This is a genomic window from Streptomyces sp. NBC_00425 (assembly GCF_036030735.1).
Taxonomy (GTDB): domain Bacteria; phylum Actinomycetota; class Actinomycetes; order Streptomycetales; family Streptomycetaceae; genus Streptomyces.
On record NZ_CP107928.1, the window covers coordinates 68679 to 83496 of the forward strand.

A 14818-nucleotide genomic window follows, 5' to 3' on the forward strand; every position below is an offset into this window, starting at 1 on the left:
TGGCTGGTCCTGTCGGGGGCTGCCCGTGTTCGGGCGGCTCGGCTTGTGTGTGTGGGGGCTGCCCGTGTGCGGGCGGCCGGCTCCGGGGCCTGCCGCCCGCCCCGGGCCTACCGTGCGAGGAGCCGGTCCGCGAGGTGCGCCGCGAGTTCGGCGGAGGTGGGGTGGTCGAACACGACGCCGGGCGGCATCCGCAGCGCGGTGACGTCGTTGAGCGAGTTGCGCAGGGCGAGGGCGCTCAGCGAGTCGAAGCCGAGTTCGCGGAACTTGCGGTCCGGGTCGACGGCGCCCGCCGAGCCGTGGCCGAGCGCGGTGGCGGCGTGGTCGAGGACCAGTTCCAGCAGGAGCCGTTCGCGGCCGGGTCCGTCCAGCGCGACCAGACGCTGCTTGAACGTGGCGCCCTGACCGTCGCCGGCCCGCTGGACGGTGCGCCGGGCGGGGACGCGCACCAGGCCCCGCCACAGGGCCGGCAGGGCGCCGGACGCGGCGCGCGCGGCGAGCGCCTCGACGTCCGGTTCGGCGACGAGCAGCGCCGCCTCGCCCGCGTCCCACAGCCCGTCGTACACCTGCGGGCCGGTGGCCTCGGGCGTGACCCGGAGCGCGACCGCGGGCGCTCCGGCCGACCGCCGCTGCCGCGCCCAGGAGGCCAGCAGCGCGCCGGCCGCCGCGTCGACGGCGTCCCCCGGGCCCTCGGCGCCGGCCGCGGCGGACAGCAGGACGAGCGCGGGGGGCTCCGCGAGGGCGTCGATCGCCTCGCGCAGCGCCCGGATCCGCAGCGCCTCGGCGTGCAGGGCGGCGCCGATCCGGCCCGGCGCACTGCCGGCGACCGTCGCTCCCCCGGCCGCCCCGGCCCCGCTCTCCTCGGCCTGCCCCGGCGTCCCGTCCGTGCCGTGGGGGTGTGCCGCGGTGTGGACGACGGTGCGCAGGGGGCGGTCGGCGGGCAGGTCGCGCAGGAGCGCCGTCAGGGCGTGCGGGTCGGCCGGGTCGCAGGTCGCGGTGTCGACGCGGACGCCGAGTTCCCTCCACGCGGCTGCCGTCGCCCCGTCGACGCCCGGGTCCTCGCCCGGCTGCCCGAGCAGCAGCAGGTCGCGCACGCCGTGCCGCGTGACCAGGTGCTGGGCGAAGGAGGCGCTGAGCTGTCCGGCCGCGCCGCTGATCAACGCCGTGCCGCCGGCGGCCGTGTCGAGGGGACAGGCCGGGTCCGTCGTGCCGGCCGTCAGGTCGGCGCGGGCCAGCCGTGGCACGCGTACGACGCTGCGGCGCAGCATGACGTGGTCCTCGTCGGTGGTCAGCGCCTTCGTCAGGGCCCGCCAGGACGCCTTGGTGCCGTCGGTGTCGACCAGCACGAACCGGCCGGGCGCCTCGTCCTGGGCCGCGCGGATCAGTGCGCCGACCGCCGCCGTGGCGGGGTCGTCGCCTTCGTGCGCGGTGGCGCCGCGGGTGAGGACGACCAGCCGGGAGGCGGCGAGCCTGCGGTCGGCGAGCCAGGTCCGGGCGAGGCCGAGCACGTCCTCGGCGGACCGGCGGACGGCGCCGGCCGTCCCGTCGGCGGCCGGTGGGCTCGTGACCAGGACGACGTCGGGCGCCGCGACGCCGTCCGTCTCGATCCTGACCGCGAGCGTCTGCAGGTCGGGATACTCCTCGGCATACGTGCCCGCGGCCATGAGTCCGAGGCGCGCCTCGAACGGGTCGTCGCCGACGACGGCCCAGCTCCGGGGTGCGGGGGCGCCGCGCCCCCGGGTCCGCGCCTCGACCCACGTGAGCGTGTGGAGGGCGCCGCGCTGTGCGGCGGACGCCTGCCGCAGGTCGTGCGCGGCGACGGATCGCCACGTCAGGGCGTCGATCGTCGCCACCGGGGCTCCGGTGTCGTCCGCGACGGCCAGCGTGAGCCCGGGGCCGTCCGCGTCCTGGCGGGTCAGGCGTACGCGCACGACGGACGCCCCGACGGCATGGAGCGTGACGCCGTGCCACCGGTTGGGCAGCCGTGCGTCGGGGGCGTGGAGGGGCTGCGCCGTGCCGGCCGGGTCCGCGAGGCGCAGGGCCGTGCCGAGCAGAGCGGGGTGGACGCCGAAGCCGTCGGCGGACGTCCGCTCCTGCGGCTCCCCCGGGTCGAGGGCGATCTCCGCGTACAGTTCGCCGTCCCGCCGCCAGGCCGCACGCACCGCGCCCGGCCCGTCCGGGCCGCCGAGGCTGTCCAGAGCGGTGACGTCGACCGGGTCGGCGTCGAGCGGGGGCCACACCTCGAGGTTCCAGGACGGCGGTGTGCCGGCGTCCTCCTCGGCGGCGAGTACGGCGCGGGCGTGGCTGGTCCATGGCGTGCCCTGCGGCCGGTTCTCCCTGCGGGAGTGGAGGGTCATGACGCGCAGCCCCTCCGCGTCGGGCTCGCCGACCTCGACGCGGAGCTGGACGCCGCCGCGCTCGGGCATCACCAGGGGCTCGTGGAAGGCGAGTTCGTCGATCCGCTCGCAGCCGATCTCGCCGGCCGCGTGCAGCAGGGCGTCGGCGAGTGCGGCGGCGGGCAGCACGGTGACTCCGGCGCCGGTGTGTTCGACCAGCCGTCCGTGCGTGTTCGGGGAGAGCCGTCCGGTGAACAGGAGCGACTGCGCGCCCGGGAGTTCGACGGCCGGTCCCAGGAGCGGGTGGGCCGCGCCGGTTCCGAGGTCGGAGGGTGCGGTGGGCTGGTGGTGCGTGGAGTCGAGCCAGTAGCGGGTGCGTTGGAAGGCGTAGGTGGGCAGACCGACCGGCGGCACTCCGGTCGTCGCGGCCGGGAGGAGGGGCGTCCAGTCGACGGGAACGCCGTGCGCCCACGCCTGCCCCAACGAACGGGCGAAGCGCTCCATCCCGCCCTCGTCACGCCGCAACGACCCCACCGCCACCGCCACATCCGCACCCAGCGCGTCGAACGTCTCCCCCAGCCCCACCGTCAGCACCGGATGCGCACTGCACTCCACGAACGCCGTGAACCCGTCCGCCAGCAACCGCCGCGCCGCACCCTCGAACTCCACCGTCCCCCGCAGATTCCGATACCAATACCCCCCGTCCAACGACGCGTCCGCCACCACCTCACCCGACACCGTCGAATACAACGGCACCACCGGAACCCGCGGCGCCACCGGCTCCAACACCCGCGCCAACTCCTCCTCCAACACCTCCACATGAGGCGAATGCGAGGCATAATCCACCGGCACCCGACGCCACCGCACCCCCTCCCCCTCCCACAACCCCGCCAACTCCTCCAACACCTCACACGAACCCGACACCACCGTCGACGACGGACCGTTCACCACCGCCACCGACACCCGACCCGGCCACCGCCCCACCACCGCACGCACCCGCTCCACCGGCAACGCCACCGACACCATCCCCCCACGCCCCGCCAACGCCACGATCGCCCGACTGCGCAACGCCACCACCCGCGCACCGTCCCCCAGCGACAACGCACCCGCCACCACCGCCGCCGCGATCTCCCCCTGCGAATGCCCCACCACCGCATCCGGCGCCACCCCGAACGAACGCCACAACTCAGCCAGCGACACCATCACCGCCCACAACGCCGGCTGCACCACATCCACCCGCTCCAACAGAGCGCCGTCGCCCTCCCCCAGCAGCACCTGAAGCAGATCCCACTCCACGAACTCGGACAACGCCCGCGCACACTCCTCCAACCGGGCCCGGAACACCGGCGCCTGCGCATACAACCCCGCCGCCATCCCCAACCACTGCGACCCCTGCCCCGGAAACACGAACACCGTCCGACCCGAAACGACCGGGTGGGAGGAGGTGTTGTCGGTGACGGTCCTGACGCCGTCCAGCAGGGTCGCCCGGTCGGTGCCGACGACGACTGCGCGGTGGTCGAAGGGGGTGCGGTGGTGGACGAGGGCGGATCCGATCGCGGCGATGTCCGTGTCGGGGTGGGCGGTCGCGAACTCGGCGAGACGCGCGGCCTGTTCACGCAGCGCGGCGGCCGACTTGGCCGACAGCGCCCACGGCACGACGGCGCCCGGGGCGTCCGCGCCGGGCCCGGCCACGCTCTCGGGCGTCTCCTGCCCGGGCGCCTGTTCCAGGATGAGGTGGGCGTTGGTGCCCGAGATGCCGAACGCGGAGACGGCGGCGCGGCGCGGGCGGCCCGTGCTGGGCCAGGGCTGTTCCTCGGTCAGCAGCTCGACGGCTCCCAGGTCCCAGTCGACGTGTGGTGTCGGCTGGTCGACGTGGAGGGTGCGCGGCAGGGTGCCCCGGTTCATCGAGACCACCATCTTGATCACGCCCGCGACGCCGGCGGCCGCCATGGTGTGGCCGATGTTGGACTTCAGCGAGCCCAGCCACAGCGGCTGTTCGGGGGTGTGGTCCTGCCCGTAGGTGGCCAGCAGGGCCTGTGCCTCGATCGGGTCGCCGAGCTTCGTGCCCGTGCCGTGCGCCTCCACCGCGTCCACGTCCGCGCCCGTCAGGCCGGCGTTCGCCAGCGCCTGGCGGATCACCCGCTGCTGCGAGGGCCCGTTGGGGGCGGTGAGGCCGTTGCTGGCGCCGTCCTGGTTGACGGCGCTGCCGCGGACGACGGCCAGGACCTCGTGGCCGTTGCGGCGGGCGTCGGAGAGCCGCTCGAGGAGGAGCACGCCGACGGCCTCGCCCCAGCCGGTGCCGTCGGCGCCGGCGGCGAACGCCTTGATGCGGCCGTCCTTGGCCAGTCCGCGCTGGCGGGAGAACTCCGTGAAGAAGCCGGGGGTCGGCATCACCGACACGCCGCCGGCCACGGCGAGGGAGCATTCGCCGCCGCGCAGTGCCTGTGCGGCCTGGTGGAGCGCGACCAGCGACGAGGAGCAGGCGGTGTCGATGGTGAGGGCGGGTCCTTCCAGGCCCAGGAAGTAGGCGAGGCGGCCGGACAGGACGCTGGTCGTCTTGCCGGTCAGCATCAGGCCGTCGACGCCGTCCGACGCCTCGTGCATGGGTGAGCCGTACTCCTGGGACAGGGCGCCGACGAAGACACCGGCCTGGCTGCCCTGGAGCGACTCGGGACGGATGCCCGCGCGTTCGAAGGCCTCCCAGGCGGTCTCCATGAGCAGCCGCTGCTGGGGGTCCATGGCGAGGGCCTCGCGCGGGCTGATCCCGAAGAAGTCCGCGTCGAAGCCGGCGGCGTCGTAGAGGAACGACCCCTTGCTGACGTAGCTCTTGTTGGACCGGTCCGGGTCGGCGTCGTGCAGGGTGTCGAGGTCCCAGCCGCGGTCGGTGGGCAGGTCGCCGACGGTGTCCCGGCCGGAGGTGAGGAGGTCCCACAGTGCCTGCGGGGTGGACACGCCGCCGGGCAGGCGCAGGCCGAGGCCGACGATGACGACCGGGTCGTCGCCGCTGTGCAGCGCGGCCACGGGCGCCGCCGGCGCGGCAGCGGAGCCGGAGCCGGCGGGGTCGTCGCCGAGTTCGCCGCGCAGGTAGGCGACCATGGCCGCCGGGGTCGGGTGGTCGAAGACGGCGGTGGCCGACAGGCGCAGATTCGTGGCCTCGTTGAGGCGGTTGCGCAGTTCGACCGAGGACAGCGAGTCGAAGCCGAGCGTCTTGAACTTGCTGTCGGCGCGGATCGCGCCGGGCGACCCGTGTCCGAGGACGGCGGCGGCGTGGCCGCACACGCTCTCCAGGAGCGTCCGCTCCAGTTCGGCTCCGGTGAGGCCGGCGAACGGGTGGGAGGCTGCGCTGCCGCCGGCGGCCGGGGCGGCGGCCACGGTGCGGCGGGTCCGGGCGCGGACCAGGCCGCTGAGGACGCCGGGCAGGGAGCCGGAGTCGGCCTGGGCGCGCAGTCGCGACAGGTCGAGCCGGGCGGGCACGAGGGCGGCGTCGGGCGAGGAGAGCGCCGCGTCGAACAGCGCGAGGCCTTCGTGGGAGGCCAGCGGCACCAGACCGGCGCGCGCCATGCGCGCGATGTCCACCTCGTCGAGTTCGCCGGTGAGTTCGCTGCGCTGGTCCCAGAAGCCCCAGGCGAGCGACGTCGCCTCGGCGCCCTGGGCGCGGCGGTGCTCGGCGAGTGCGTCCAGGTAGACGTTGGCGGCGCTGTAGTTGGCCTGGCCCGCGCCGCCGATCGTGCCCATCACGGAGGAGAACAGGACGAACGCGGCGAGGTCCAGGTCCGCCGTCAGCTCGTGCAGATGCCAGGCCGCGTCCGCCTTGGGCCGCAGCACCCGCTCAAGACGCTGCGGCGTCAGCGCCGTCACCGTGCCGTCGTCCAGCACCCCGGCCGTGTGCACCACCGCCGTCAGCGGATGCTCCGCCTCCACCGACGCCAGCAGGCCCGCCAGCGCCTGACGGTCGGCCACGTCGCACGCGGCGATCCGCACCGCCGCGCCCAGCGCGCCCAGTTCCGCTGCGAGGTCGGCCGCCCCGGGAGCGTCCGCGCCCCGGCGGCTCACCAGCAGCAGGCGCCGCACCCCGTACCCGGTCACCAGATGCCGGGCGAACAGCGCGCCCAGCGTCCCCGTGCCGCCGGTGACCAGCACCGTGCCGTGCGGGTTCCACATCGGCGGCATGGTCAGGACGATCTTTCCGGTGTTGCGTGCCTGGCTCAGGTGGCGGAACGCCTCGGGCGCCCTGCGGACGTCCCAGGTGCGGATCGGTGAGGGCCGCAGCGCGCCCCGCTCGAACAGTTCGATGACTTCCTCGAGCATCCGCCGGAACAGGTCGGGGTCCTCCTGGGCGACGGTCACCAGGTCGAACGCCTCGTAGGCGATTCCGGGGTGGGCCGCCGCGACCTCCTCGGGGTCGCGGATGTCGGTCTTGCCCATCTCGATGAAGCGCCCGCCGTGCGGCTGCAGGCGCAGCGAGGCGTCCACGAACTCCCGTGCCAGGCAGTCGAGTACGACGTCGACGCCGCGGCCGTCGGTCGCGGCGAGGAAGCTCTGCTCGAAGTCGAGGTCCCGGGAGGAGGCGATGTGGGTGTCGTCGAGGCCCGCGGCGCGCAGGGTGTCCCATTTGCCGGGGCTGGCGGTGCCGTACACCTCGGCGCCCAGGTGGCGGGCGAGCTGGAGGGCGGCCAGGCCCACGCCGCCGGCGGCGGCGTGCAGCAGCAGGCTCTCGCCGGGCTGGATGCGGGCCAGTTCCACCAGGGCGTAGTACGCGGTGCCGTAGACGATGGGGACGGCGGCGGCCTCCTCGAACGTCCAGTGGTCGGGGAAGCGCACGACCAGACGGTGGTCGACCACGGTCAGCGGGCCGAAGGCGTCGGGCAGCATGCCCATGACGCGGTCGCCGACGTCCAGACCGGTGACGGCCGGGCCGACCTCGGTGATCACGCCGGCGCCCTCGATGCCCAGGGAGGCGTCACCGGGGAGCAGCCCGAGCGTGTACACGACGTCCCGGAAGTTGAGCCCGGCCGCGCGGATCGCCACCCGGATCTCGTCGGGGCCCAGCGGCGCCGACGCCGCTTCGGCGGGGGCGAGGGTCAGCGCCTCCAGGGTGCCTCGGGTGCTCACGTCGAGGTGCCAGGGAGTGCCCGGGGCGCCGGCCGGCGGTGTCAGGGTGTCGGGCTGATGCGCCGCTCGGACCAGCCGCGGGACGAGCAACTCTCCTTCTCTCAGGGCGAGTTGTGGCTCGCCGGAGGCGAGGGCGGTCGCCAGTGCGCGGCCGGAGCGCTCGTCGTCGTCCAGGTCGATCAGGGCGAAGCGGCCGGGATTCTCCGTCTGCGCCGTGCGCAGCAGTCCCCAGACCGGGGCGTGGGCGGGGTCCGCGGGTCCCTCGCCCGGGGTGGTGCAGACCGCGCCACGGGTGACGACGGTGAGTCTGGCGGTGCCGAACCGCTCGTCGGCCAGCCAGCACTGCACGGCGTCCAGGGCCCGCTGGAGCGCCCGGTGCGCGGCGTCCGCGCCGAGGCGGTCGTCGCCCGGCCGGGCGCACAGGACGAGGAGCGCGTCGGGCGGGCCGGCGGTGTCGAGGGCCGTCGCGTCGGCGAAGGCGTCGAGGTCCGCGTACGGCTGTGTCGGCACGTGGTCCGGGGCGGCGCCGGTCCCGATCAGTGCCGGGAGCCGTGCGGGGGCGGGGTCCGGGACGGTGCTCGGGGCGGGCAGGATCGTCCAGTTCAGCCGGAAGAGGGCGTCGTCGACGATGGTGGAAGGGGTGCCGCCCAGTTGGGCGGGGTCGACGGGGCGCAGGGCGAGCGAGGCGACGGAGGCGACCGGACGCCCCGCCTCGTCGAACAGCTCCAGGCCCAGCCCGTTCTCGCCGGCCGGCACGATCCGCACCCGCACCGCCGCCGCACCCGTCGCGTGCAGACGCACACCCGACCACACGAACGGCAGCCGCGGCCCGCCCGCGCCCTCCCCCGCCGCCTCTCCCGCCGGCAGCAGCCCGGCATGCAGCGACGCGTCCAGCAACGCCGGATGCACCCCGAACCCCGCCACCGCCTCCCGCTCCCCCTCCCCCAGAGCGACCTCGGCGAACACCTCCGCACCCCGGCGCCACACCGCGCCCACACCCTGGAACACCGGCCCGTACTCATAGCCGGCCCCCGCCAACGCCCCGTACAGACCGCCCACATCCACCGCCCGCGCACCCTCCGGCGGCCACACCAGCCCCTCACCCGCAGGTGCGGCCGGTGGTGCGATGCCGAGTTCGCCGGTGGCGTGGCAGGTCCAGGCGGAGCCTTCGGCGTCGGTCCGGGAGTGGATCGCGACGGCCCTGCGGCCGGCTTCGTCGGGCTCGCCGACCTCGACCCGCAGGCGGACGGCGGTGCCTTCGGGCAGGAGCAGCGGCGCTTGGAGGGTGAGTTCGTCCAGGACGTCGCAGCCCGCCTCGTCGCCGGCGCGCAGCGCCATCTCCACGAACGCCGTCCCGGGCAGCAGCACCGTCCCGGCCACCGCGTGATCGGCCAGCCAGCCGTGCGACTTCAGCGACAGCCGCCCCGACAGCACCACGCTCTGCGTGCCGGCGAGCTCGACCACCGCGCCGAGCAGGGGGTGTGCGGCGGCGGTGAGGCCGGCGGCGGAGACGTCGGCACTCGTGGGCCCGACCGGGTCGAGCCAGTAGCGGGTGCGCTGGAAGGCGTAGGTGGGCAGACCGACCGGCGGCACTCCGGTCGTCGCGGCCGGGAGGAGGGGCGTCCAGTCGACGGGAACGCCGTGCGCCCACGCCTGCCCCAACGAACGGGCGAAGCGCTCCATCCCGCCCTCGTCACGCCGCAACGACCCCACCGCCACCGCCACATCCGCACCCAGCGCGTCGAACGTCTCCCCCAGCCCCACCGTCAGCACCGGATGCGCACTGCACTCCACGAACGCCGTGAACCCGTCCGCCAGCAACCGCCGCGCCGCACCCTCGAACTCCACCGTCCCCCGCAGATTCCGATACCAATACCCCCCGTCCAACGACGCGTCCGCCACCACCTCACCCGACACCGTCGAATACAACGGCACCACCGGAACCCGCGGCGCCACCGGCTCCAACACCCGCGCCAACTCCTCCTCCAACACCTCCACATGAGGCGAATGCGAGGCATAATCCACCGGCACCCGACGCCACCGCACCCCCTCCCCCTCCCACAACCCCGCCAACTCCTCCAACACCTCACACGAACCCGACACCACCGTCGACGACGGACCGTTCACCACCGCCACCGACACCCGACCCGGCCACCGCCCCACCACCGCACGCACCCGCTCCACCGGCAACGCCACCGACACCATCCCCCCACGCCCCGCCAACGCCACGATCGCCCGACTGCGCAACGCCACCACCCGCGCACCGTCCCCCAGCGACAACGCACCCGCCACCACCGCCGCCGCGATCTCCCCCTGCGAATGCCCCACCACCGCATCCGGCGCCACCCCGAACGAACGCCACAACTCAGCCAGCGACACCATCACCGCCCACAACGCCGGCTGCACCACATCCACCCGCTCCAACAGAGCGCCGTCGCCCTCCCCCAGCAGCACCTGAAGCAGATCCCACTCCACGAACTCGGACAACGCCCGCGCACACTCCTCCAACCGGGCCCGGAACACCGGCGCCTGCGCATACAACCCCGCCGCCATCCCCAACCACTGCGACCCCTGCCCCGGAAACACGAACACCGTCCGACCCGAAACGACCGGGGGCAGAGCTGAGTCGGTGCGGGCCAGTTCCTGGGCGGCCGCGATCAGGCCTTCTCGGTCCGTGGCCGTGAGGACGGTGCGGTGGTCGAACCGGGTCCGTGACCTCGCGAGTGCCGATGCGACGGCCAGCGGTGAGATGTCCGGCCTGGCGGTGGTGAACTCGGCGAGGCGGGCGGCCTGTTCACGCAGCGCGGCGGGGGTCTTGGCCGACAGCACCCACGGCACCACAGCCGCAGCCGCCTGCGCAGCGGCCGCATCCTCGGCGGCAGCGGACTCGGCCGCGGACGCGGGTCCTGTCGCGTCCGTCGCCTCGGGCGTCCCCTGCCCGGGCGCCTGTTCCAGGATGAGGTGGGCGTTGGTGCCGGAGATCCCGAAGGACGAGACGGCCGCCCGGCGCGGCCGCCCGGCCTCGGGCCACGGCCGCTCCCGCGCGAGCAGCGACACCGCTCCCGCCGCCCAGTCCACCCGGGCCGTCGGCTCCTCGACGTGCAGCGTGCGCGGCAGGACCCCGTGCCGCAGCGCCATCACCATCTTGATCACACCGCCGACCCCGGCCGCCGCCATCGTGTGACCGATGTTCGACTTCAACGACCCCAGCCACAACGGCTGTTCAGGCGTGTGCTCCTGCCCGTAGGTGGCCAGCAGGGCCTGCGCCTCGATCGGGTCGCCGAGCCTGGTGCCCGTGCCGTGCGCCTCCACCGCGTCCACGTCCGCGCCCGACAGACCCGCGTTCGCCAGCGCCTGGCGGATCACCCGCTGCTGCGACGGCCCGTTCGGAGCCGTCAGCCCGTTGCTGGCGCCGTCCTGGTTGACCGCGCTGCCGCGGACGACGGCCAGAACCTCGTGGCCGTTGCGGCGCGCGTCGGACAGCCGCTCCAGCACCACCACCCCCACACCCTCGCCCCAGCCGGTGCCGTCCGCGTCCTGCGAGAACGCCTTGCAGCGGCCGTCCGCCGACAGGCCCTGCTGCCGCGAGAACTCCACGAACATCCCCGGCGACGCCATCACCGTCGCCCCGCCCGCCAACGCCAGCGCGCACTCCCCCGCACGCAACGACTGCGCCGCCAGATGCAACGCCACCAACGACGCCGAACACGCCGTGTCCACCGTCACCGCCGGACCCTCAAGCCCCAACGTGTACGCGATACGCCCCGACGCCACACTCGCCGTCGTCCCCGTCAGCAGATAGCCCCCGGCGTCCTTCGCGGGTTCGTACAGGCGCGGCCCGTACTCCTGCGTCATCGCCCCGACGAAGACACCCGTGCGGCTGCCCTTGAGGGTGTGCGGGAGGATGCCGGCCGTTTCGAGGGACTCCCACGCGGTCTCCAGCAGCAGGCGCTGCTGGGGTTCCATGGCCTGGGCCTCGCGGGGGCTGATGCCGAAGAAGGCGGCGTCGAACATGTCGGCGTCGTAGAGGAAGCCCCCGTGCCGGGTGTAGGTCTTGTCGGCGCTGCCGCGCTCGGGGTCGTAGAGGTCGTCCTGGTCCCAGCCCCGGCCGTCGGGCAGCGGGCCGATGGCGTCAGTGCCCGTGCTGATCAGACGCCACAGGTCGTCCGGCGATGCCACTCCGCCGGGGTAGCGGCAGGCCATGCCGACGACGGCCAGCGGCTCGTCCGACAGGGCGGACTTCTCGACGTGCTCGGGCGCGTCGGCGACACCGAGCAGGGTCGTCACGATGTGCCGGGCCAGGATCTCGGGGGTCGGGTAGTCGTAGACGAGGGACGGGGGCAGCGCGACGCCGAGGTCGGCGGACAGGCTGGAGCGCAGGTCGACGGAGGTCAGGGAGTTGTAGCCGAGCTCCTTGAACGGCAGCGCCGGGTCGACCTCGTTCTCGGCGCCGTACTCCAGGATCTCGGCGGTGTGCCTGCTGATCAGTTCGGCGATCAGCGCGATGCGCTGCGAGTCGCTCAGACCGTGCAGCCGCTCGGCCCAGTCGTGACCGTCCGCCTCCGTGTCGTTCTCGGCTTCGGAGTCGAGGCCGGCGTCGGGGGCGGCGTCGGGGGCGGCGTCGGCCGAGGCCGGAGCCGGAGCCGTGCGGCCGGGGGTGTCGATCCAGTACCGCTTGTGCTGGAAGGCGTAGGTGGGCAGGGTGATACGCCGGCCGGCGCCCAGGAGGGGGTCCAGTCGGCGGGGGTGGCGGTGGTGGAGACTGCGGCCAGGGCGCGCAGGGCGGTGCGGGTCTCGTCCTTGTCCTTGTGCAGGACCGCGACCGCGGTGACGCTGCCTGTGGTGCCGGTGTCGGTGTCGGTGTGGGTGTCGAGGGTGTTCTTGACGAGGGCGGTCAGGACGGGGTCGGGGCCGAGTTCGAGGTAGGCGGTGATCCCGCGCGCGTGCAGGGCCTGGACGCCGTCGTGGAAGCGGACCGCCGCCCGGATGTGCCCCGCCCAGTACCCCGGGTCGGTCAGCTCGCCTTCGCCGGCTGGGGCGCCGGTGACGTTGGAGATCACCGCGAGCCGCGGCTCACGGAACACGATCCCGGCGACGGCCTCCTCGAACCGGGCGACCGCGGTGTCCATGTGCGGGGAATGGAAGGCGTGCGAGACCGCCAGACGCTTGACGCGCACCCCCTCCTGCCGGAAACGCTCCGCGAGCTCCCCGGCGGCGTCGGCGTCGCCGGAGACGACGACCGCCGAAGGCCCGTTGACCGCCGCCAGCGCCAGCCGCCCCCCGAACGACGCCACCACCGGCGCCACGTCTGCCGCGGGCGCGGCGACGGCGATCATCGCGCCGCCCGCCCGGGCGGCCTGCATCAGCCGGCCCCGCACCGCCACCAGCCGGCACGCGTCCGCCAGCGAGAACACCCCCGCCGCATACGCCGCCGCAACCTCGCCGACCGAATGCCCGATCACCGCGTCCGGGCGCACCCCCCACGACGACACCAGAGCGAACAACGCCGACTCCACCGCGAACAGGGCCGCCTGCGTGAACTGGGTTTCCTCCAGCAACGCCGCCTCGGCGCTGCCCTCCTCCGCGAACACCAGCGCCTTCAACGACCGGCCCAGCTCCCCATCCAGGTGGGCGCACGCCGCGTCGAAGGCCTGCGCGAACACCGGGAACGCCGCATACAACTCCCGCCCCATCCCGGCACGCTGGCTGCCCTGCCCGGAGAACATCACCGCAAGCCCGCCCGCGCCGGTGGCGCGGCCCCGCACCACATCCGCGCCGCTCTTGCCGGCCGCCAGCGCGTCCAGGCCCGCCAGGAGCTGTTCACGACCCTCGCCCAGCACCACCGCCCGGTGCTCGAACACCGACCGCGTCACCGCCAGCGACCACCCCACATCCACCGGATCCGAACCGGCACCTCGCACGAACTCCGCCAGTCGTGCGGCCTGTTCGCGCAGCGCGGCAGGCGTCTTCGCGGACAGCGTCCACGGCACCACGCCACCACCGACCGCGGGATCCTCAAGCGCGGTCTCGGCCGGCGGCCGCTCGGGTCCGGCGGTGAGGACGAGGTGGCAGTTGGTGCCGCCCATCCCGAACGAGGACACACCCGCCACCGGGGCCGCGTCGTCGTGCTGCGGCCAGGGCTCCGTCTGGGTCTGCACCCGCAGGTTCAGCTCCTGCAGGTCGATGCCCGCAGCCGGCGAGCGGAAGTGCAGGCTCGCCGGAATGAGCCGATGCCGCACCGCGAGCGCCGCCTTGATCAGGCCGACGATGCCCGCCGCGCCCTCCAGATGCCCCACGTTCGTCTTGGCCGACCCCACCCGCAACGGCTCCCCGCGGCCCTCGGCCCGGCCCAGCACCGCGCCCAGCGCCCGCGCCTCCACCGGATCGCCCGCCCGCGTCCCCGTCCCGTGCAACTCCACATAACCCACCGCCGTAGGCGAGACGCCCGCATCCGCATACGCCAGACGCAGCACCTCCTCCTGACCCGCCGCGGAAGGAACCGTCAGCCCCGCACCGCCGCCGTCGTTGGTCACCGCGCCGCCCGCGATCACACACACCACGTCGTCGCCGTCCGCCACCGCGTCCGAGAGCCGCTTCAGCACCACGAGGCCACCGCCCTCGCCCCGCACATAACCCTCCGCCCGCTCATCGAAGACATAGGCGCGGCCCTGCGGCGACATTCCGCCGAACTTGGAGACGGTGACCTGCGACTCCGGGGCGAGGATCAGGTTCACGCCGCCGGCCAGGGCCCACTCCACGTCTCCGCGGGCCAGTGCCTGGCAGGCCTGGTGGACGGCGACCAGCGCGGACGACTGGCCCGAGTCCACTGTCAGCGAGGGGCCGGTGAGGCCCAGCAGGTAGGAGACGCGGTTGGCGATGACGCTGCGGGCCAGGCCGGTGGAGGTGAAGGTGCCGACGGCCTCCACACCGGCCTGGCGTACGAGGGTCGCGTAGTCGTCGGCCATCGCGCCGACGAACACGCCGGCGCGGCTGCCCCGCAGACGGTCCGGGACCGTCCCGGCGTTCTCGAGGGCTTCCCAGGCCAGTTCCAGGACGAGGCGCTGCTGGGGGTCCATCGCGGTGGCCTCCCGCGGCGAGATCCCGAAGAAACGCGCGTCGAACCCGTCGACCCGGTCGAGGAACCCGCCGCGCCGCGCCACGGCGCGGCCCGGCGCGGAAGGGTCCTCGCTGAAGAACGCGTCGGCGTTCCAGCGGTCGGCGGGGACCTCCCGGACGGCGTCGCGGCCCTCGGCCAGCAGCTCCCAGAACTGCCCCGGCCCGTGCGCTCCTCCTGGCAGGCGGCAGGAGATGCCGACCACGGCGACGGCGTTTTCCCCGAACGACTGGTGCGACGTGTTCGACATGAAAGGCAG

General features: G+C 74.5%; 1 protein-coding gene and 1 pseudogene. Both read right to left on the minus strand.

Features of this window, described 5'->3' with window-relative positions:
• Nucleotides 1–107: 107 nt before the first annotated feature.
• Nucleotides 108–11864 (minus strand): annotated as a pseudogene (locus OHS82_RS00315) (SDR family NAD(P)-dependent oxidoreductase); the annotation flags it as partial.
• Between the two features lie 101 nt (nt 11865–11965).
• On the minus strand, nt 11966–14809 hold the full coding sequence (locus tag OHS82_RS00325) for a type I polyketide synthase (RefSeq protein ID WP_328432906.1): 2844 nt from the start codon (nt 14807–14809) through the stop codon (nt 11966–11968).
• Nucleotides 14810–14818: the final 9 nt, after the last annotated feature.